Raw genomic sequence first — 20328 nt, forward strand, 5'->3', positions numbered from 1 at the left:
CGGTTGCTTAATGCTGCCGGGGTTTTTTGTTATTATTATGATTTCATAACTGATAAGAGACACTTGCTACCCTTTTGCAAGGCTTTTATTTTGCAAAAATTTTAGCTAACCGGGAATCATAAAAGGCCGGGAAGCTGAAAATGAATTATACCCTGAGTCATCCCTGTTCATACTCCCTAATACATCCGCCAGTAAGTGCAAAATGCCAAACTCTGCTATCGCTTTTTGAGGCATTAATATTAATCTGGGGGCAGTTATGTTATCGTTGCGGAGGTGGTGTTTTAACGAAAGGGGGAGCTTGGGAAGTGATAACAGGTTATGTGCCGATTTTTTATAAATCCCCAATAAAAAAGAAAAGCCATTCATTGCTGAACGACCCTCTTCGTGTTTACGTTTAAAATTGGATATTATTTAGCTTTAAAAGCTTTTGGTTTTTTAACACCATAATGAGGTTTACCTGTAGGGTAAATTTCTGGTGCGCCTACTAATGTCATTGCGCAACGGAAACCAACTTCGGCACTTGATTCATCCTCGTCCATAAAGCGGCGGGTTGATGGGTTTAACCAGAATGCCATATCGTTCCATGAACCACCTTTGTACACTTTTGAATGGTCATTAACCAGTGTGGTTGTGCCATATAAAGCTGTGTTCACGGTATCTCTTTCGCCCCTAAAGTCGGGATTGTATTTCTTGCCCGAATTTTTTGGTGATAAAGGATCTGTTGAGTTTGGTATTGCAGGTGCAGGTGCTCCGTTAGCAGGTGTTACGGCTACGCCATTTGCATCAACCTGGCTTTGTTGGGCCTGCTGTAAAGCTATCAGGTCGGCATATTTTAATTTTTTGTTTGATACGGCGGCATCTTTAATAGGCCTGCCATATTTATCCTTTGCGTATAATCCTTTTGTTGGGTCGGCTAAACGTTTATTGGTATACTGGTTACCACGGAAAGGGTTAAAGTCCTCAAACTCCTCAAATGAAGTTTGGCGGTAAGTATCCTGTACCCACTCATTAACATTACCGGCCATGTTATACAAACCAAAATCATTTGGAGCATATGAACGTACAGGAGCTGTAATATCGGCCTTATCATTCAGGTAACCACCAACACCCGCGTTATCACCGGCACCACGTTTAAAGTTGGCTAAAATTAAACCGCGTGTTTTGCTTTTGGCAGAGCGTACACCCATTCCATTCCATGGGTACATTTTACCATCATCGATGTTTTCAAACTGTGTATTACCGGCAAGTGCTAATGCGGCATATTCCCACTCAGCTTCTGATGGCAGGCGGTATCCTTGTTTCAAAATACCATCTTCCATACGTACAGGTCTTACCGGTTTAGCATTTTTGCCAGTACCTGTGGCCGCGTTAGGGCTTAGGTTTGGCATCATTTTTTTACCGTTAATGCCTGGGCCCTGCATTTGGCCGTTCAGATAGATATCGGTATTAAAGGGTTGAGCAGCGGTGGTTGCGGCAGCCGGAGCGGCTTTTTTGCCTTTCCCATTCTGATCCTTCCAGGCTACTAATCTTCCTGTTTCGCGCAAAATGTTTTCGTTGGTACGGTCGGTACGCCATGAGCAATACTCCTGTGCCTGATCCCATGTAACACCTACAACCGGGTAATCCTGGAAGGCAGGGTGACGCAGATAGTTATCTACGTAAGGATCGTTGTATGATAATGGTTTACGCCAAACCAGGGTATCAGGTAAGGCATTGTAGTACAATTCATGATCCTGTGGATAAGTTATGCTAATCCAGTGCAGGTAATCAAGCCAGTCCTGGTTGGCAACTTCGGTTTCATCCATATAAAACGACGGAACAGTTACCCTGCGACGAACGTTGTTATAGTCATAAGTTACATCCTGATCAGCACTGCCACCCATTACAAAGGTACCACCCTCAATAGGAACCAAACCTGGTCCTGGTGAAGGGTGTGTTTGCCTGTAGCGCTCATAACCACCATTACTTTTTTGATTATAAACTAAACCGGTTTTTTGCGATTGCGGTGGTTTACTACAGCTGCTTACCAATGCACCTGCGGCCACCAGCACTAAAGCAGTTTTAGTAAAAAGTATTTTCATAATTTTACAATTATATTAATGACGTAAATTTAGAAAAAAATGGATATAATGCTAATGCAGGTGGTCCATTATTCTGAATAAATGAAACAATTATTGGTTGTTTTAACGGATTATAGGTAATATTAGTTGCAATATTTTGTTTTTTTTGGTTAGTTGTAATTTAAAACACTGCATTGAAATTCAATGTGGATTTTGAATGTATATTTATCAATTAAAATATTAAAGCTAAATTGCACCCAATGAAGTTTTTTACCTTTCACAATATTACGTTCTTAGTTGTGTGTTTACTGCCTTTAACTGCTATAGGGCAAACAAGCACTGATGGAAGCACTTTTAGAGGATCACGTGCAGAGGTGCCCTTCCTGAATATTTCGCCCGATTCACGTTCGGGGGCGATGGGCGAGGCCGGTGTGGCTTTATCTCCTGATGTTAATGCCAGTTTCTGGAATCCTTCAAAACTTGCCTTTATTGAAAGCAATGATGCACTCTCGCTTTCTTATAGCCCCTGGTTGAGGCATTTAGTTCCGGATATCAGCCTGTCGTATCTTAGCTACGCGCACAAAATAGATGAGCGTAATACGCTTGGGGCATCCCTTCGTTATTTTAATTATGGGTCATTACAATTAATCGATGATAATATTAACGACCAGGGTACTTATACACCCAACGAGTTTTCGTTTGATGTATCATATGCCCGTAAATTCGGCGACAATTTTTCATTGGGTTTAACGGCGCGTTACATCCATTCTAATGTATCCAGTGTGTCATTTGCCACGCCTGGATCAAGCCAAACAGGCAGGGCGGGGAATGCGTTTGCTGCTGATGTATCCATGTTTTACAAAGCCCCATATGGCGACGATAACCTTTTTGCTTTTGGCGCCAACATATCCAACATCGGTTCAAAGATCAGTTACAGTGATAACGGACCTAAATATTTTTTACCGGCCAACTTGAAATTCGGGGTTGCCAATACCTGGAACCTGGATGAAAGTAACCAGATAACCCTGGCCTTTGATGTAAATAAATTGCTAACGCCAACGCCGCCTATTAGGGATGCGGATGGTGTTATCATAAGTGGTAAAAATGATGATGTATCGGTGCCTGCGGGTATTTTCCAGTCGTTTGGTGATGCGCCGGGAGGTTTTAAAGAGGAATTGAAAGAATATAGCCTTTCGCCGGGTGCCGAATATTGGTACAATAATCAATTTGCTATAAGGGCGGGTTATTTATATGAAAACCCCAACAAAAGCGACAGGCGCTATGTAACCCTGGGCTTTGGTGTTAAATATGATGTTTTTAAGTTTGATTTTTCGTACCTGGCAGCCAGCCAGCAAAATAGCCCATTGGCCAATACACTGCGATTTACATTGTCGGCTAATTTCGGGGGCACTTCCAATGTATCAAAGTAATGGGTAAAATTAAAGTAGGTTTTGGGTTTGATGTACACCAGTTAAAAGAGCAGCATCCATTTGTTTTAGGCGGGGTTAACCTGGAGCATCATGCAGGGGCCTATGGTCACTCTGATGCCGATGTGTTATTACACGCCATTTGTGATGCACTGCTGGGCGCAGCTAATCTGCGCGATATAGGTTTCCATTTTTCTAATACGGATAACCGGTGGAAGGGCATCAGTAGCCTTGTGCTGTTACAGCACGTGGTTGTGCTGATAAAAGAAAAAGGGTTCTCGATTGGTAACATAGATGCCATGGTATGCCTGGAAGCACCTAAGATCAATCCGCATATCCCGGCTATGAAAACGCACATAGCCAAAGCCGCCTCTATTAGCGAGGATGATATATCTATCAAAGCTACTACTAATGAGCAATTGGGTTTTATAGGTCGCGAAGAGGGAGTGGTAGCTTATGCTGTTTGTTTGATAGAGCGGGATTAGCTTTTTAGAATCAAGAATTAAGAGTCAAGACAAGAGATATTGGCAAGTTTGCAGGCTTACATAAAAGATAATAACATAAATCTATAAAATAAAAATGGTGCTGTCAGCTAACCCGACAGCACCATTTTTTATGGCTCGAAATTGAATTTAGAACTTTATACTTTATTTACCTTCACATTTCCCGTACGTTTTAATACACCCCAACCGCTCAGTTCGCCTTTAAGTGCTTTTCGTATTGATTTAAACAGCACGTAATACATGAGCTGTCTCCATAAGAAACGTTGCGGTATAATATAAATCAGTTTGCTGTAGCTTTCTTTTTCCATACGGAAGGCTATAATGCCCACTATAAAATCGATAACAACAAAAGCCACATAGTAAATCAGCATCTTCTCTGGTTTTTCGCCAAACAAGGCAAATATCATCATCAAATCTGCCAGCGGCGAGAATAGCGGCAGGATGATCTGGAATATGAGGATGTTTGGCATACCTACCATCCCAAAGAATTTGTATTTCTTATTGAACAGCGCATCCCTGTTTTTCCAGAAGCTTTGGATTACCCCAAAACTCCAGCGGAAACGTTGTTTCAACAGCATGTTGATGCTTTCAGGCGCTTCGGTATAAGCAATAGCTTCGGCACAATTTTTTACAATATAACCTTGTTTTAGGATGCGCATAGTCAAATCGCAATCCTCGGCAAGGGTATCATAGGTAAAGCCGCCGGCACGGAAAATAGCCGATTTGCGGAACGCGCCAATAGCACCCGGCACCACCGTGATGCTGTTGATGAGGTCAAAAGCACGGCGGTCCATATTTTGGGCGGTAATGTATTCAATTGACTGCCACCGGGTAATGATATTGGTTTCGTTACCTACTTTTACTGTACCTGCAACCGCGCCTATTTCCTCATCGGTAAAGTAACTCATGAGGTGATAAATGGCATCAGTTTTAAGTTGGGTATCTGCATCAATACAAACTACAAAATCGCTGTTGGCATGGGTAATACCAAAGTTTAATGCAGATGCTTTACCACCATTTGGTTTGGTAAGTATTTTAACCAGCGGGTTGTTTTCATAAGCTGCTGATACTACCTCAAATGTTTTATCCGTTGATCCGTCATCTATAAAAATGATCTCGAACACCGGATACTCGGTTTTTAACAAGCTTTGTATGGTAGCAACGGCATTCACTTCTTCATTATAAGCAGGCACAATAATGCTTACTGATGGCAGCGGAATGTTGTCGCCCCTTAACTTTACAGTTTTTTTATTTTCGCTATTTTGCCTTACTGCGAGTATCGCTATTAAAACTATGCGGCCAATTGCCAGGAAAATGGCTGATAAGAATACATAGATCAGGATCCAGTTAAGGTAGAAGTAGCCATGTACAACCACATCATACATTGGACCGAATATGCCGCTATGGTCATCCTTAATAGGAGGCATGAGGTCGGCTTTGGTTTTATCCAATACATCGGCAATGGTAGTAAACTGGTAGCCGTGAGTTTTAAAGTAATGGATAATAGCAGGCAATGCCTTTACGGTTTCTTCGCGGGTATCGCCGCCGGCATCATGCAGTAATATCATTGAACCGTTATTGGCCTGCCTGATAGTGCGCGCTACAATACTATCGGCAGTTACACCGGGTTGCCAATCCCATGGGTCGATAGATTCGCCGATGGTGATATAACTTTGCCTGCGGCTTTCGGCCACCGGTATAACCTCTGCAAGTGTTTCCGGCTCGGCATCGGCATTAAACGGAGGACGGAACAGTATTGTACTGCGTCCCGTTACCGATTCGATGATCTTGCGGGTGGCGTTAAGTTCCAATACAACACGATCAAGGCTGATGGTTGAAATATCAGGGTGGAAAAAGGTATGGTTGCCAATTTCATATCCCTCTTCATACTCGCGCCTTAGGATCTGTATATTTTTTTCGGCCATAGAACCAACCACAAAAAAGGCTGCCGGTACTTTTTCCTTTTTCAGGATATCCAAAATACGTGGTGTATAGTCAGGATCGGGGCCATCATCAAAAGTTAAAACAACTTTTTTAGGCTTATAACCATACTTACGGATCACATATTTTGTAGGTAATTTTATGTAATGCTGATCTGTTATGGTAAAGTCGCCGGTATCAAGTTTTACTTTAATTTCGCCGATACTTGGTGAAGTTATCAGATCGAGCACCTCGCCATCACCATCATATTCAACGTTTTTACGGTTATTTAAACCTACCGTAGTTAATTTTTTCAAATCGACACCTGTTTTGCGCAAGGAATCAATAGAAAGATTTTTTTGAAAGTATGACCATAGCCGCGGGTCTTCGGTACCCATGCGCCAAAGCGCCACGCCACCAGTTGCCCAGTCGTCGGCCATCCTGATTACGTTGAAGTTGGTGGCCGCATCCGTAAAATAAATGGTATGCTCAAGACTATCCTTGTCCATGTATTTAAAGTGCGAGTTGGCAGATACAGGATCAAAAGTGATTTTGCTTTTGTTCTCGTCGGCCGTACTTACTGCCTGCTGATAGCCTATTGATTTACCTACGCTGCCTTCGGGCCAGTCATAGGCGCCACCTGCAAAAGTTAAAATTATTTTTTCGCTTGGTACTTTACTGCAAACATCATCCAATATTTGTTCTACCCAGTGCTGGTTTGAAAGGTCGCCGGCGTTGCTTGCTTCATTATGCTCATCAATAGCCATAATGAAAAGGAAATCGTTAACGTGCTGTAACCTCGATAGATTATAAGTTTCATCCTCGGGTACCACATTTTGGGTAACCAGTAGTTTTTTAGCACTTAAAGTAGCATAAAGCTCGTTTTGGAAAGCAATGTAATATTTGCTGTTGCGATCTTTGATATCATCCAGATCTACGTTTATCCCCTTAAATTTATATTTGGTAAGCGCGTTTACAATACTGTTGATAAACCCTGTGCGTAATGTGGGGTTTTTAAAAATGCGTTCAATATCCTTGCTATCATAACCACCCGCCTGATTGTTAACGTTAACATAATTTGATAGGGTAATTATAATAGGCTTATTGTATTTTTTATTGAGGTTTATAAGCCCGGTATCAATTTTGGTAATTACGGTATCGGTTTTTGGGAGGATAGAAAAACCTTCACTAACTACCATATCCAGCCTGTTTATATTATCCAAAAGGGAGTAATAGGCTTGTGGTTCCCATGGGCGGTAAAAGGCAGCGTTTATACGATCTTTATTATTAGGATGCTTATGCTGGTGCAGGCGTTTTGCCCGTTCCATAGCCTCGATCTCGGATTTTTGGATCTTAAAATACTTGTACTTGGTTGATCTTTTTACCTGCTCAAGCTCCTCCTTTGACATTTTTTTTGGAGCCGGATTAAGGTTTGGTAAATCTGGATAATAGGTTGATTTGATGGTAACTATTACAGCGATAACTCCTACTACAAGGAAAACGAACAGTATGCGGCTGAGCCATTTAAAGCGGTTCCATCTGCCTGGAGTATCTGCCTGAAAAACTTGCTTATTTGAAGACATTAAGTGAGATTACTTCTGATTAAAAGTATAGGAAACAAATGAAGATATGATGAATGATTTTAATTTTATTTATGTGGTTTTCCGGGTTCAATACCTGAAAAATCAACACCACATTTACAATTGCCACCGCAGCTTTTTTTCGAAGCGATACTTTTATACATCATCTTACCGATGTAAAAAATAGCGGCGGCAAAAAGAATTATTACTAAAATTACCTGGATGTTCATAATGCAAAAATACTTAATTTTTAATATATACGTATAGACGCTATTAATAGTATAAAGTTTAACGTGGCATAAAGGCAATTGTTCCGCCTACCCAATCAAAATCTTTATTATAACGCACTCCAATCATTTTTCCGCGGCTTAGCCGGGCCAGGTTTATGGCTAATGTGGGTTTTGGATCGCCATTTGGCCAAAGGTATAACAGCCTGATTTCGGCTTTTACGCCGCCATCCGGGGCCTGTACTACGGGTTCGTAACTTACTTTTTGCTGTAATATCCAATTTTCCGGCTGGGTTATATTGCTGATGTCGTCGCTGGTAACATCAATAATAACACCCTGCCCGGCAAATGAGAATAAAGGTTTTAAAACATAGTTTTCCAGGTCGGCCGGTATTTGAGCCAGTTTGTGCAGGAATTGTGTTTTGGGGATATAATCGCCGCTTAAAAAAGGCATGGTAAATTTACTAACGCGATAAAACCAGTTAGGGTGTGTTATCCACTCCACATCCAATGGTTGGCGTATGTCAACTACTTTATCAAAAAGGGTATCATCGCCATCAATTTCATCAAATATCAGGCGGTTGTATATGCGTTTAATCAATTTCTTTTCGCCATTAAGCTGGTAAAAAAGCTGATTGCCTTCCTGCACCAGGTCGCTCAATGATACTACTGCTATGCCAAGATGTTTTTGGGTAAGATAAAAATCCACAGCGGTTTTTTGTTCGGGCGCGTTCACATCCATCAGTACCACATCCTGGGGCGTATGGGGGCCAATGATGGTTCTTTTAAGCAGATCAAGGTAACTCGCTTTATCAAGGCCGTTGAAATACATGGTTTGGTCATCTGCAATATCATAAACCTCCCTATAGGTATCGCCCATAAAAACCTGGAAGCTGTATAGTGAGGGAAAGCCCTGCATCTCTATCAACTTGGGCACTATGTTGCCCTGTTCATCTTTACAGATACCAAAATCTAAAGCGATGAAATGCGGGTGGTCATTTTCATTGGCTACACGCCATTTATCGGGAATGGCACGCTCTGTAAGGTCCTTAAAACCGGGTTGTAAAATAGTGGCAACAATGTCATCGCCTGCAGCAATCAGCCTATCCCTGAAATCAGTAGTAAGCAAAACAGGGGTTTCGGCAACGCGAAAAGCCACCGGGCTGTGCAAGCCGCTGTTAAGTTTCTGCAAAAACTGCTGGTATTTTTCGTTGGTGAAACCTGCGTTGAATGTTTTCCTGGCTGATGGGTTCATAAGTTCCGTTTTTCTGAACCCGTCATTGCGAGGCACGAAGCAATGACGGTATTAAATGTAATACGTTATAAACAAACTTAACTAATTTAGTTTAACCTTTGTCTCTGATCTTTTGTCCTTTGTCCGAAAAACCTTCGTCCTTGTTCCATCCATCATTTGGCCTTTTACCTTTATCCTTTCACCATTCTAAATAATATTTCATTAATTTGCTTTGTCAATTAAAACCTGGCAACGCTGTTTAATGTTAAAGGAAAAGAAAAAGATCGCCGTTATTGGCGGCGGTAGCTGGGCTACGGCTAATGTTAAAATGCTGGCTGATAATACTACCGAGAAAGAAATTTTTTGGTGGATGCGCAATACGCAGGCAGTTGAGCACTTGCACAAATTTGGGCATAATCCCAATTATTTAAGTTCGGTTGAAATTAAACTGCCTAAAGAAAATATCTCCGGTGATCTGAAAGCGCTTATCGCTGTTGCCGATATCATTTTACTGAACGTACCTGCCGCCTTTTTAAAAGCAGCACTTACCGGCATTACCGCCGAGGACCTTGTCGGAAAAAAGGTAGTATCGGCGATAAAGGGTATTGTACCCGATGAAAATTTAATTATCGGCGAGTTTTTAAATCAGAAGATGGGGGTTTCTTTTGATGATTTTATGGTGATCAGCGGGCCTTGCCATGCCGAAGAGGTAGCGCTGGAAAAACTATCATACCTCACCATTGCATCGCGCGATGCCGCTTTAGCCGCTGAGTTTGCCGGCATGATCAATACCCGTTACATCAAAACCATTGTATCTGATGATATTTATGGTACCGAGTGGGGCGCCGTGTTAAAAAATATATACGCTATAGCAGGTGGTATTTGCCACGGTGTGGGTTATGGCGATAATTTTCAGGCTGTGCTGATATCAAATGCCATACGCGAGCTGGAAAGATTTGTTGCCGAAGTGCACCCCATAAACCGGGATATCAAAGAATCGGCCTACCTGGGCGATTTGCTGGTTACCGCATACTCGCAGTTTAGCCGCAACCGTACTTTTGGTAATATGATAGGCAAGGGCTATACCGTAACATCGGCCCAGTTAGAAATGAATATGATAGCCGAGGGATATTATGCAGTAAATTGCCTACAGCAGGTTAACAAACAGTACAAAGTAAATATGCCCATATGTGATGCTGTTTATGCTATTTTGTACCAGAAACACTCCCCGGTACTTGAAATGAAGATTTTGGCAGAAAAATTGAGCTGATATTAAATAATATTAACTCAATTAAATTACCATGAAAAATCTATTCAAAATTGTACTGTTTGCGGCGGGATCATTTGTGATATCACCAGCTTTTGCACAAACCCACAAGGACAGTACGCTTGGCCACAAAATAAGCAAGACAGCTAAAAAGGTTGGTCATAAAACTTCGGAGATTGCTGCTAAAGGTGCCGCAGGTGTAGTTGATAAAAAATATGAGGGCAAAGTGGCACGAGGTGGGCAAACAGTTTACATAGACGAAAATTCACATTATTACTACATTAACAAAAAAGGCCACAGGGTATTTGTAAAAAAATCTGCGCTTATTGATAAACCTGCTCAATAAAATTTTGTAATTTAACAGTACCTGCAAAAGCAATTGGTTTAAAAAACTTATCATGAAAAATTACACAATGATTTTTGCGTACTCGTTTTGCGCGCTGATACTATTTTCCTTTGCTTGTACTACCAACCAGGCTGATAAAAAGCTATTGGGCAAATGGAAATCAAAAGATGGTGAAACCAAGCTGGAAATAACCGAAAAAAGTTTTACTACCGATGACGGGCAGCCGGTTACCGAGGATTATTTTGTTAAAAACGATACTATTTTTACTTCGTATGAGGGGACCAGACCCTATACTAAATTCCTGATCAAAAATCTGGACGATCATAAGCTCACGCTTTTTTATCCCGACTCCGATATTGTTGAATTTATCCGTTAAAAAACAAAAGCCTTCATAACTGCTGGCGGCAGTTGAAGGCTTTGTTAACAAAACTAAACTAAACTATGCTTCCTTACCAGGGAAGCTCATGAAAACTATCTTTTTCTTCAGAATCAAGAGTTAAGAATTAAGAGTCAAGAATTAAGACAGCTGCATTTGTGTTGCTAAAGTCTTAACTCTTGATTCTAATTTCTTGACTCTTTTAAATTAGAATCTTCTTTTGCGTTCAGGACGATCCTCACGGGGTTTGCCAGAGAAGTCACGGAAACCACCGCCTCCACTATTGGCATTCCTGTTTCTATCGCCACCACGTGAACCACCGCCACCTTCGCGACGTTCGCCACCACGGTAACCGCCACCGCCTTCGCGACGCTCGCCACCACGGTAACCGCCACCGCTGCTTTCGCGACGATCGCTGGTGCCTTCGCCGGATACTTCTATCCTTACCGGGCGACCTTTGTATTCGGCATCTTTAAAGCCTATGGTTACTTTTTCAACATCCTCGTTAGGTACTTCAAAGAATGAATAAACACCCTTAACATCTATTTTACCAACGCTACGGCCGCTAATTTTTGATGTGTTGCAAATGTAACCTAACAAATCGCCGCGGTTAAACTCATCAACAGAACCCAGGTTAATAAATAAACGGGTGTAAGCAGATGGGCCGCTTGGCGCACCACCACGTTCGCCACGGTCAGAACGATCGTCCCTATCGCGACGGCCGCTTTCTTCAACGCTTGCGTTAAGATCTGGCGCGTTTTTGTAATAATCAAGGAAACGGTTAAATTCAATTGATGCAAAGCGTTTAATAAACTCTTCTTTGCTCATATCCTTAAACTCATCCATTATACGCGGGATGTATTGCTCAATTTGCTGCTCATTAACCTGTACGTTATGTACTTTATGAACAATTGAGAATAATTGTTTTTCGCAAACATCAAACCCGGTTGGTATTTCGGCTTTAACAAAACGCTTACCTAAGGTGCGTTCTATCTGGCGTATTTTACCTAATTCTTTAGCGTTGATGATAGAGATAGATACACCTGTTTTACCTGCACGGGCAGTACGACCGCTACGGTGGGTGTAATTTTCAACCTCATCTGGCAACGAATAATTAATAACGTGTGTTACATCATTAACATCAATACCACGTGCGGCAACGTCAGTAGCAATTAACAATTGCAGGCTGCGCTCGCGGTAACGTTTCATTACCTTATCGCGTTGTTGTTGTGACAGGTCACCGTGTAAAGAATCGGCATTGTAACCGTCTTTGATCAGGGCTTCTGCAATATCCTGTGTTTCAATTTTGGTACGGCAAAATACAATACCAAAAATGTCTGGATTAAAATCAACAATACGTTTAAAAGCGGCATACTTATCACGGGCACGTACTATATAGTACTCATGCTCAATGTTGGCATTACCAGTGTTTTTTGTGCCCATGGTAAGCTCAAATGGCTCATTCATGTACTTTTTCGCTATACGGCGAACTTCAGTTGGCATGGTGGCCGAAAACAGCCAGGTTTTTTTCTCGTCCGGAGTGGTAGATAAGATATTATCAATGTCTTCCTGAAAGCCCATGTTGAGCATTTCATCAGCTTCATCCAATACTACGAATTTTACCTTCGAAAAATCTATCGCCTTACGGTTAATGATATCAAGCATACGGCCTGGTGTGGCCACTACGATCTGTACACCACGTTTAATCTGGCGTAACTGATCCATAATGCTTGCTCCGCCATAAACGGCTACAACGTGAACGTTGTCCATTTTTTTGGAGTAATTTTTAATGTCGTTCGTGATCTGTAAACACAGTTCACGTGTTGGGCATAAAACAAGTGCCTGTGGATGATTTTCTTCAAAATCCAACAGTTCTAATAATGGTAGGCCAAAGGCAGCAGTCTTACCGGTCCCGGTTTGGGCTAATCCGACAAAATCGTTGCTGCCTGTTAACAATACCGGAATTGACTGTTCCTGGATTGGTGTTGGGTTTTCAAACCCTAACTCAGAGATGGCATTAACAATATCATGACGGATTCCCAGTTGAATAAATGGGTTCATGAATTAAAATAACGAATTTGGCAACATCGCCAAATCGGGCGCAAAGATAGCGTTAATATTTAGCAATAGCAATGCCTGGTTGATAATAATTAAAATTATGCAATTGCATGGAAATTTGATAGTTACCTTTTTTGATAGGCACCTATACTAAATCGATTTTAAATTCGCTTTGGTGAACAGGTTTTTTTATGTAGGTTTAAACCCAATAATTGAAGCAGAAATGAATGATCTGGAAATATATTTTAAAAATAATACCGAACGCGTAATATATAAATGGGCACATTACTTTGATGTTTATGAGCGTCATTTTAGTAAATACAGAGGTAAAGACATCGTAATACTGGAAATAGGTACGTTGCACGGCGGTAGCCTGCAAATGTGGAAAAGCTATTTTGGCGATAAAGCGAAAATTTACGGCATCGATATAAACCCTAACTGTAAAGCCGTTGAAGAAGAGAATATTAAAATACTAATAGGCTCACAAACCGATCGCAATTTCTTGAAACAGGTTAAAGAAGAGATCCCTCCGATTGATATTTTAATTGATGACGGAGGCCATACCATGCTGCAGCAAATTGTATCATACGAGGAGCTGTTTAATCATGTTAAGCCAGATGGTGTTTATCTTTGCGAGGATATTCATACCTCATACTGGTTAAAATACGGAGGTGGGCATAAAAGGAGGGGCAGCTTTATTGAGTACTCTAAAAACTTTATTGATAAACTAAACGCTTATCATTCTGTAGAGAAATCATTAAAGGTTGATGATTTTACCCGCTCGGTAAATTCTATCCATTATTATGATTCTATAGTGGTGATTGAGAAAAGGCCAACCCCGCAGCCAACATCATCAAAAACCGGCACTATTACCACGCCTTTCATGAACCTGGAAGCACATGGCGTTGCCCTGGTTAAAAAGAACGCAACATACCGCATCAAGCATATTTTAAACGTTGTTACAGCGTTTTTTAAGTTACCCTTTAAAAAGGGGAGCTTTGATTATTCATAAGTTTAGTGAAAAATTAAAAAAGGCATGCCATTATAGCATGCCTTTTTTAATTTAATAGGTGCGCACTGTATCATTATACAATGCAAGCATCATATAACAGCAAAGGTTAGGGAACTACCTTAACCTATCTGCCGATTTTACCAGCTTCTCATCGCTTTTAATGCTTTTTATAGCTAATAGCAACATCACGATGCTTATAGAAGTAAGAAAAAGCCCGATCCCCATTGTTTTTGTTCCAAGCTGAACGCCTTCGCCCACAGCATTCTTAACGGTTTGCGCCATCCAGAAACTGTAACCAAATAATACAAGCATGGCACTATAGCAAAGTGCTATTTGTTGCTTGCGGTTTTTAAATAGGAAAATGATAACCAGGGGGATAAGCGCCACAATGGCGGTTACAGCGGTAAGTGCGGTAAAAGTCTCGATGTTTTTATGTACTCCGCCTAAGTCCTGGAAAATTCCGGTAACCATAATAGTTACGGGTACATCATTAACATAAACGTTATGAGCCAGCGGGAAAAAGTATAGAGAAAACAGCACCAGGCTGGCAAATAAGAGGTAAATGCTTTGTATTCGTTGTAGCATGATATTAAAATTATAATGGCAAATATAGTTGTTTTAGCTATTGCCTTAAGTCATTTTTATTGGTGGCAATATTTTGCTTTTAATGATAATTATTATAGTATATTTAAACTAATTTTCTATTTAACCGTTTTTTTGTATGACCTCAATTAGCGATTTATCTCCACAGGAGGTAAAATTTGAAGATGCCCATCTAAAGAAAATATTTCTTGAACATTTAAACAGTATTTACTGTGGTAAACAACACCTGGTTGTTTTTTTTGAGGAGATAAAAGCACTTGCGTCTTTACAATATTTAAAAAACGCCATACAGGATTGCTGTGACGATGCCCTGGCTCAGTTGCAGCATATAGAAGGCATATTTAAGTCTATCAATGAAGATCAATCAAAAATAAGTGTGCTGGGAATGAAAGCCATGACACTGGAGGCTTACGTATCGGCCATAAAAGCCGGTAAAACTCCAATGGAGCGTGATGTTTTTATTGTTTTTTACCTGCAAATAATTGAAGGTATCGAGGTAACCTATTTTAAAGTTTTAAAAAACCTGGCCAAGGCTATTGGATACAGCAACACTTTTTTAGATAAGCCATTTAACCAGGCCATGGAAGATAAACTGATGTTTGAAACCATTTACAAGGAATACATTAGCGAGCCATCGGCAGAGTAAATATATTGCCAGCCAGTATCTCAATAGAACGCTGATAATTACTTTGACCAAATTATGAACGCACGAGCCCGGCATAATAATTAACTTTGGCGCGTGGCAGATAAACAACGCTATTTTATTGAACTGGCTTATGATGGCACAGCCTATCATGGCTGGCAGGTGCAGCAAAATGCGCACAGTGTTCAGGAAGCTTTGAACAAAGCCCTGACCATTATTCTGCGCCAGCCTGTGGAAACAACGGGGTGCGGGCGCACAGATACAGGTGTACATGCAAAGGAGTTTTTTGCACATTTTGATGTAGCGGTTCATGAATCGTTGGTCATAGATCGTAGTGGGAAAGAGGAAGCTAATGCCCCATCGATCATAGTTGGTGGCAAGGCGAAGGATGAAGTTCAGGATGTTTTAGTCATGAACAATGAACTATCAGCCATGAGCCAAAAAGTTCGGGGCCTTAACTCTATCTTACCCGCAGATATCAGCATAAAAAACATTATCCCGGTTCATGAGGGTGCTCATGCCCGGTTTGATGCTACACTGCGATCATACCAGTATCATATCCATTTTAATAAGGATCCTTTTTTGAGGGGATATTCGTGGCAGTTACGTGATGTGCCCGATATGGAATTGATGAACCAGGCCGCTGCCATGATCATGGATTATATTGATTTTAGCTGCTTTAGTAAATCAAATACCCAGGTAAAAACCAATAACTGCAAAATTAGCCGGGCCGAATGGGTAAAAACGGAACAAGGTATGGTGTTTCATATCTCGGCTGATAGATTTTTACGCAACATGGTGAGGGCTATAGTGGGCACCCTGATGATGGTAGGCAAAGGCGAAATACCTCCCGAAGCTGTAAGGGGAATAATTGAAAGTAAAAACCGCTCAAACGCCGGCATGAGTGTGCCGGCCTGCGGGTTATATTTAACGGAGGTGAAGTATCCTTATTTAGTAGCAAGTAGTTAGTATCAAGTATCAAGATGTCTTGCGATTATATTTGAGCGCTTGATATTACAGTTGGCTAACATACTCTTGAAACTTTTTATTCGATATTTGCGAAGCTAAGGTCTTGATACTTGATACTAACTATTTGATAATATGTCCGAGGTTACCGGTAAAGCGCTTGATTGGAAATTATTAAAACGGGTGATGCACTATGTAAAGCCGTACAACACTACGTTTGTGGTGGCTGCATTTTTAACCGTTTTTTTGGCGGTGAGCGCCTTGCTGCAACCTATCCTGATTCAACGCACGCTGGATGTTGATATACTAAATGATGATTACAACGGGCTGGTTTTCATGGTTGGCCTGATGATAGCACAGCTGCTTATTCAAACTGTGGCGCAGTATTATCAAACCTACTTAACTAACGCGCTGGGCCAGTCGGTTATTCGCGATCTGCGGATTGATATTTTTAACCATATCACCAGTTTACGCTTAAAATATTTTGACAGGACGCCTATCGGGATGCTCATCACCCGTACAGTATCTGATCTGGAAACCATTGCTGATATATTTTCTGAAGGCCTCATCTCCATTATGGGAGATATGCTGCTGGTAGTTGCTGTAGTTGGTTTAATGCTTTTTAATGATTGGAAACTGGCGCTCATTACGTTGATTCCAATGCCCTTTCTTTTTGCATCAACTTATGTATTTAAGGAAGCTATTAAATCTTCCTTCCAGGAAGTGCGCACGCAGGTAGCGCAGTTAAATACTTTCCTGGCTGAGCATATTTCAGGGATCAGTATAATTCAGCTATTCGCCCGGGAAGATCAGGAGATGCGCAAATTTAAAGCAGTTAATTTAAAATACCGCGATGCCAACATTCGTTCCAATTGGTATTACTCTATATTTTTCCCGGTTGTAGAAATCCTGTTTGCTATTTGCATGGGCTTGCTGGTTTGGTATGGATGTAAACGAATGCTGTCGGATAGCCAGCAGATGGCTTTAACCGCGTCCGGGAAAGGGGTAACTCCTGGATTAATAACCAGTTTTATTGTGTTGTTGAACATGCTTTTTCGTCCGATACGACAGCTGGCCGATAAATTCAATACCCTGCAAATGGGTATGGTAGGGGCCGACAGGATTTTTAAAGTATTGGATACAGATGAGGTAGCCACAGATAACGGAACACTTAAAACCGGCAGGTTAAAAGGCGAGATTGTTTTTGACAAAGTTTGGTTTGCTTACAACGATGAAAACTGGGTGCTGAAAAATATCAGCTTCCACATAAAGCAAGGCGAAACTTTGGCGCTGGTTGGCGCTACCGGTGCGGGTAAGTCATCAACCATAAATATCCTGAATCGTTTTTATGAGATAGGGCAGGGGAATGTTAAGGTAGATGGACATGACATTCGCGAATATGAGGTAGAGTTTTTACGCTCGCAAATTGCTACCGTGATCCAGGATGTATTTTTGTTTACAGATACTATTGCCAATAATATCAGCCTCAATAATCCATCAATAACCCGCGAGCAAATTATTGCAGCGGCAAAGGATGTGGGTGCGCATGAGTTTATTGAATGTTTGCCTTGCGGGTATGATTATAATGTAATGGAGCGTGGAGCAACGCTGTCGGCAGGGCAATCGCAGTTAATTTCCTTTATCAGGGCGTTGGTATACAACCCAGCGATTTTGGTTTTGGATGAGGCAACATCCTCTGTAGATACCGAAACAGAGATCCTGATACAAAATGCCATAAACAAATTAATGCAGGGCCGTACAGCTATAGTGATAGCACACCGCCTGTCAACAATTCAAAATGCCGACAGGATCATTGTGCTTGATCATGGGGAGATTATGGAAACAGGCACCCACCAGGAATTGCTTAAAATAGAGAATGGCCATTACCGAAAACTGTATGATCTGCAGTTTAACTCGGCCGGAATAGCACGGTGATCTGTTGCGGGTTTCGTGTTGCGAGTTGCGTGATTTGAGTTGCGGGTTGCGTGATGCGTGTTGCCCGGTTAAAAGTTTTATTTCTAATGGTAACTTTTACCCGAATTGATCAGTTGCGCGTTGCGAGTTGCCCGGATAAAGAATTTATTGGCACTTGTTGCTTTTACCCGAACCTCGAACCCCGTAACCCGAACCCCATAATCCTCCTCACCCCTTCGGTACAGCCGTTACCGACTCAACGGGTTGCTCCTCTTTTTCGTGTTTTTTGGCAATGTCACCGCCGTGAGGTTCATCGGCATTGTATTGCGTGTCTTCTTCTCTTAGTTTGCTTTTACCACCCCTATCATCGGGCCGCCGGGTTGGAGTATCAGAAGGTGATGGTTTGCTTTTATCGTTTGCTGGCTTTTTCATGATGATATATTCATGATGATATAACAGGAGGAGGGGCGGAATTGTTTATTTTCTGAATCAGGATTTAGCCAGCTAATGGATTCATCAGACGCGACGTTGAACTACCAAATCCGGGAATCAGCTGAATCGGGTTAATCTGAATTCAGACAAAAAATTCTGATCGAGACGTTAATAAATGTTAAAACCTGCATACTATTACCGCATTAAACAACATTTATAAGCAATAAACTTTTACCTTTAAGGCGTGTTTCTTAATTTCGCACGAATAGTAGGTGTGAGATATTGGATGTGAGACGTAAGACAAGCTTCAAAATGCGGCTGTTTTTTTTGGTCTCAAATTTTAAAATCTCACTTCTCATATCTAAACAACATGGAAGAATTTGAAGCAAGTGCATCGGCAAAAAAAACCAAAACCATATACATTTCTACGGTATTTGGTATTGCGATGGTATTATTGATGATAGGTTTGCTGGGCCTGCTTTTGGTACATGCCAAAAATCTTTCGCGCTATGTTAAGGAAAATATTGTACTGAACATTTTTGTTGACGATGCAGCGCATGAAACTGATGTACTGCAGTTACAGAAACAATTGGATGGCAACCCTATAGTTAAACAGACCCAATACGTAAGTAAAGAACTTGCTGCCCGTAACCTGCAAAAGGATCTGGGCGAGGATTTTGTAAAGTTTTTAGGATATAACCCACTTTCACAATCGCTGGATGTTTACCTGAAGGCTGATTTTGCTAACAACAAAGACATTGAGAAATTTAAAGCCGACCTGTTAAAGAACCCTTTGGTTAAAGAGGTAAAATACCAGCAATCATTAGTTGATCAGATGAATCAAAACCTGACTTCCATCAGTTTGATCATCCTGGTATTTGCCGGTATTTTTGTGGTGCTTTCGGTAGCACTTATTAATAATACTATCAGGCTGGCTATATACTCGCAAAGGTTCCTGATAAAATCAATGCAATTGGTAGGCGCCACAAAAGGATTTATCCGCAAGCCATTTTTACTATACGGTATCTGGCATGGTTTGTTAGGTGGTTTAATAGCAATTATTATACTCATTGGATCCCTTTACCTGGCCTACAGAGAAGTGCCGGATTTAGTGATTCTGCAGGATTATACAGAATTTGGTATCGTATTTTTAGGCGTTATTGGAGTAGGAGTATTTATATCCGCGTTTAGTACATTCCTGGCGGTTAACAAGTTTTTACGTTTAAAAATATACGACCTGTATAGGTAAGTCAAAATAAAAAAATAAAGAAAAATGTGAGGTGAATAGGTTTGATCACTTAGTCACCAATTAAATAAATCACTAATTAAAAAAATGGCACAGCAATTTAAACCCACTACGCCTTTAAAATCATCGGCACAGGCAGCTAAACCAGCACTTAAAACTACCAGTACCACACCGGTTGAATTTATATTTGATAAAGGAAATTACAAGTTTTTAATTATCAGTGTATTGGTAGTAGCATTCGGCTTTGTGTTAATGTCTGGCACTACAGATATTTACAGTACCACCAAAATTGTTATTGCTCCAATAGTAGTATTGGCTGGTTTTGGATTAGGCTTTTACGCGATATTAAAAAAGCCAGAAGTAAAGTAAGTCTTTTTTTTGATTGGGTTAATTAAGAGCGCGATTGATGGTATTATCCTTCAATGCCTGGCTTGGTTAACCCAATTTAGATACACTTATATAACCATTCCAACTTAATCCATCCACCTAATCCAATCACTCCCCCAAAACAATG

18 protein-coding genes are annotated in these 20328 nt (G+C 41.0%); 11 read left to right on the forward strand and 7 right to left on the reverse strand.

The window, feature by feature from the left end; all coding sequences use genetic code 11:
- Positions 1 to 407: 407 nt before the first annotated feature.
- A complete protein-coding gene (locus AC1DYB_RS18390) occupies positions 408 to 2081 on the reverse strand; it encodes an SUMF1/EgtB/PvdO family nonheme iron enzyme (RefSeq protein ID WP_295717542.1) in 1674 nt (557 codons plus the stop codon).
- Between the two features lie 239 nt (positions 2082 to 2320).
- On the opposite strand from AC1DYB_RS18390, the gene porV reads away from it, so the two are divergent.
- Positions 2321 to 3490 carry a type IX secretion system outer membrane channel protein PorV gene (gene porV / locus AC1DYB_RS18395; RefSeq protein ID WP_477437030.1) on the forward strand — a complete coding sequence of 390 codons (1170 nt, stop codon included), beginning with the start codon at positions 2321 to 2323 and terminating at the stop codon, positions 3488 to 3490.
- Positions 3490 to 3972 (forward strand): 2-C-methyl-D-erythritol 2,4-cyclodiphosphate synthase, encoded by a 483-nt coding sequence (gene ispF, locus AC1DYB_RS18400; RefSeq protein WP_477391691.1) that lies wholly within the window; start codon positions 3490 to 3492, stop codon positions 3970 to 3972. Before porV ends, ispF begins: the two co-directional genes overlap by 1 nt.
- Before the next feature lie 155 nt (positions 3973 to 4127).
- Here the strand turns inward: ispF and AC1DYB_RS18405 are convergent, their stop codons facing one another.
- The 3 genes from AC1DYB_RS18405 to AC1DYB_RS18415 all read right to left on the reverse strand — a co-directional run bounded on the left by AC1DYB_RS18405 (position 4128) and on the right by AC1DYB_RS18415 (position 8972).
- On the reverse strand, positions 4128 to 7493 hold the full coding sequence (locus AC1DYB_RS18405; protein WP_477437031.1) for a trifunctional glycoside hydrolase family 18/polysaccharide deacetylase/glycosyltransferase family 2 protein: 3366 nt from the start codon (positions 7491 to 7493) through the stop codon (positions 4128 to 4130).
- A gap of 65 nt (positions 7494 to 7558) precedes the next feature.
- Positions 7559 to 7720: a FeoB-associated Cys-rich membrane protein gene (locus AC1DYB_RS18410; protein WP_295717533.1), complete on the reverse strand. Its 162-nt coding sequence runs from the start codon at positions 7718 to 7720 to the stop codon at positions 7559 to 7561.
- A 58-nt stretch (positions 7721 to 7778) separates the two neighbouring features.
- Entirely contained in the window at positions 7779 to 8972 is a 1194-nt protein-coding gene (locus AC1DYB_RS18415) for a hypothetical protein (RefSeq protein WP_477437032.1), read from the reverse strand.
- Positions 8973 to 9213: 241 nt separating this feature from the next.
- On the opposite strand from AC1DYB_RS18415, the gene AC1DYB_RS18420 reads away from it, so the two are divergent.
- Genes AC1DYB_RS18420 through AC1DYB_RS18430 form a run of 3 tightly spaced genes read left to right on the forward strand, consistent with a single transcriptional unit; the run spans position 9214 to position 10940 of the window.
- Entirely contained in the window at positions 9214 to 10221 is a 1008-nt protein-coding gene (locus tag AC1DYB_RS18420) for an NAD(P)H-dependent glycerol-3-phosphate dehydrogenase (protein WP_295713534.1), read from the forward strand.
- Positions 10222 to 10252: 31 nt separating this feature from the next.
- Positions 10253 to 10564, forward strand: a complete 312-nt coding sequence (locus AC1DYB_RS18425) for a hypothetical protein (RefSeq protein WP_477437033.1) — start codon at positions 10253 to 10255, stop codon at positions 10562 to 10564.
- 52 nt (positions 10565 to 10616) lie between these two features.
- The gene (locus AC1DYB_RS18430; RefSeq protein WP_477437034.1) at positions 10617 to 10940 is read left to right on the forward strand and encodes a hypothetical protein; all 324 of its coding nucleotides are present in this window, start codon (positions 10617 to 10619) and stop codon (positions 10938 to 10940) included.
- A gap of 207 nt (positions 10941 to 11147) precedes the next feature.
- Here the strand turns inward: AC1DYB_RS18430 and AC1DYB_RS18435 are convergent, their stop codons facing one another.
- Complete coding sequence (locus AC1DYB_RS18435) at positions 11148 to 13001, reverse strand: DEAD/DEAH box helicase (protein WP_477395538.1); 1854 nt, start codon at positions 12999 to 13001, stop codon at positions 11148 to 11150.
- 172 nt (positions 13002 to 13173) lie between these two features.
- Here AC1DYB_RS18435 and AC1DYB_RS18440 point away from each other — a divergent pair, with 172 nt between their 5' ends.
- Positions 13174 to 14010 carry a class I SAM-dependent methyltransferase gene (locus AC1DYB_RS18440; protein WP_295713519.1) on the forward strand — a complete coding sequence of 279 codons (837 nt, stop codon included), beginning with the start codon at positions 13174 to 13176 and terminating at the stop codon, positions 14008 to 14010.
- A 114-nt stretch (positions 14011 to 14124) separates the two neighbouring features.
- Here the strand turns inward: AC1DYB_RS18440 and AC1DYB_RS18445 are convergent, their stop codons facing one another.
- Positions 14125 to 14595 carry a DUF4293 domain-containing protein gene (locus AC1DYB_RS18445; RefSeq protein WP_295713516.1) on the reverse strand — a complete coding sequence of 157 codons (471 nt, stop codon included), beginning with the start codon at positions 14593 to 14595 and terminating at the stop codon, positions 14125 to 14127.
- 136 nt (positions 14596 to 14731) lie between these two features.
- Between AC1DYB_RS18445 and AC1DYB_RS18450 the strand changes: the two genes are divergently transcribed.
- The 3 genes from AC1DYB_RS18450 (at position 14732) to AC1DYB_RS18460 (ending at position 18157) form a co-directional block, all read left to right on the forward strand.
- Entirely contained in the window at positions 14732 to 15259 is a 528-nt protein-coding gene (locus tag AC1DYB_RS18450; protein WP_477437035.1) for a DUF892 family protein, read from the forward strand.
- A 93-nt stretch (positions 15260 to 15352) separates the two neighbouring features.
- Positions 15353 to 16225: a tRNA pseudouridine(38-40) synthase TruA gene (truA, locus tag AC1DYB_RS18455; RefSeq protein WP_477437036.1), complete on the forward strand. Its 873-nt coding sequence runs from the start codon at positions 15353 to 15355 to the stop codon at positions 16223 to 16225.
- Between the two features lie 132 nt (positions 16226 to 16357).
- The gene (locus tag AC1DYB_RS18460; RefSeq protein ID WP_477437037.1) at positions 16358 to 18157 is read left to right on the forward strand and encodes an ABC transporter ATP-binding protein; all 1800 of its coding nucleotides are present in this window, start codon (positions 16358 to 16360) and stop codon (positions 18155 to 18157) included.
- Positions 18158 to 18364: 207 nt separating this feature from the next.
- Here AC1DYB_RS18460 and AC1DYB_RS18465 read toward each other — a convergent pair whose 3' ends face one another.
- A complete protein-coding gene (locus AC1DYB_RS18465; RefSeq protein ID WP_477437038.1) occupies positions 18365 to 18568 on the reverse strand; it encodes a hypothetical protein in 204 nt (67 codons plus the stop codon).
- A 370-nt stretch (positions 18569 to 18938) separates the two neighbouring features.
- On the opposite strand from AC1DYB_RS18465, the gene AC1DYB_RS18470 reads away from it, so the two are divergent.
- Positions 18939 to 19817: a cell division protein FtsX gene (locus tag AC1DYB_RS18470; protein WP_295713501.1), complete on the forward strand. Its 879-nt coding sequence runs from the start codon at positions 18939 to 18941 to the stop codon at positions 19815 to 19817.
- A gap of 84 nt (positions 19818 to 19901) precedes the next feature.
- Positions 19902 to 20183 carry a DUF3098 domain-containing protein gene (locus tag AC1DYB_RS18475; RefSeq protein ID WP_295713498.1) on the forward strand — a complete coding sequence of 94 codons (282 nt, stop codon included), beginning with the start codon at positions 19902 to 19904 and terminating at the stop codon, positions 20181 to 20183.
- Positions 20184 to 20328: the final 145 nt, after the last annotated feature.

This window comes from Mucilaginibacter sp. P2_A4, assembly GCF_056405015.1.

Excerpts from the sequence above, each read along its gene's own strand:
- AC1DYB_RS18445 (WP_295713516.1), bottom strand. The coding sequence starts at position 14,595 with ATGCTACAACGAATACAAAGCATTTACCTCTTATTTGCCAGCCTGGTG.
- AC1DYB_RS18420 (WP_295713534.1), top strand. The coding sequence starts at position 9,214 with ATGTTAAAGGAAAAGAAAAAGATCGCCGTTATTGGCGGCGGTAGCTGG.
- AC1DYB_RS18390 (WP_295717542.1), bottom strand. The coding sequence starts at position 2,081 with ATGAAAATACTTTTTACTAAAACTGCTTTAGTGCTGGTGGCCGCAGGT.
- AC1DYB_RS18425 (WP_477437033.1), top strand. The coding sequence starts at position 10,253 with ATGAAAAATCTATTCAAAATTGTACTGTTTGCGGCGGGATCATTTGTG.
- ispF (WP_477391691.1), top strand. The coding sequence starts at position 3,490 with ATGGGTAAAATTAAAGTAGGTTTTGGGTTTGATGTACACCAGTTAAAA.
- AC1DYB_RS18410 (WP_295717533.1), bottom strand. The coding sequence starts at position 7,720 with ATGAACATCCAGGTAATTTTAGTAATAATTCTTTTTGCCGCCGCTATT.
- AC1DYB_RS18450 (WP_477437035.1), top strand. The coding sequence starts at position 14,732 with ATGACCTCAATTAGCGATTTATCTCCACAGGAGGTAAAATTTGAAGAT.
- AC1DYB_RS18405 (WP_477437031.1), bottom strand. The coding sequence starts at position 7,493 with ATGTCTTCAAATAAGCAAGTTTTTCAGGCAGATACTCCAGGCAGATGG.
- AC1DYB_RS18465 (WP_477437038.1), bottom strand. The coding sequence starts at position 18,568 with ATGAAAAAGCCAGCAAACGATAAAAGCAAACCATCACCTTCTGATACT.
- porV (WP_477437030.1), top strand. The coding sequence starts at position 2,321 with ATGAAGTTTTTTACCTTTCACAATATTACGTTCTTAGTTGTGTGTTTA.
- AC1DYB_RS18475 (WP_295713498.1), top strand. The coding sequence starts at position 19,902 with ATGGCACAGCAATTTAAACCCACTACGCCTTTAAAATCATCGGCACAG.
- AC1DYB_RS18470 (WP_295713501.1), top strand. The coding sequence starts at position 18,939 with ATGGAAGAATTTGAAGCAAGTGCATCGGCAAAAAAAACCAAAACCATA.
- AC1DYB_RS18435 (WP_477395538.1), bottom strand. The coding sequence starts at position 13,001 with ATGAACCCATTTATTCAACTGGGAATCCGTCATGATATTGTTAATGCC.
- AC1DYB_RS18460 (WP_477437037.1), top strand. The coding sequence starts at position 16,358 with ATGTCCGAGGTTACCGGTAAAGCGCTTGATTGGAAATTATTAAAACGG.
- AC1DYB_RS18415 (WP_477437032.1), bottom strand. The coding sequence starts at position 8,972 with ATGAACCCATCAGCCAGGAAAACATTCAACGCAGGTTTCACCAACGAA.
- AC1DYB_RS18430 (WP_477437034.1), top strand. The coding sequence starts at position 10,617 with ATGAAAAATTACACAATGATTTTTGCGTACTCGTTTTGCGCGCTGATA.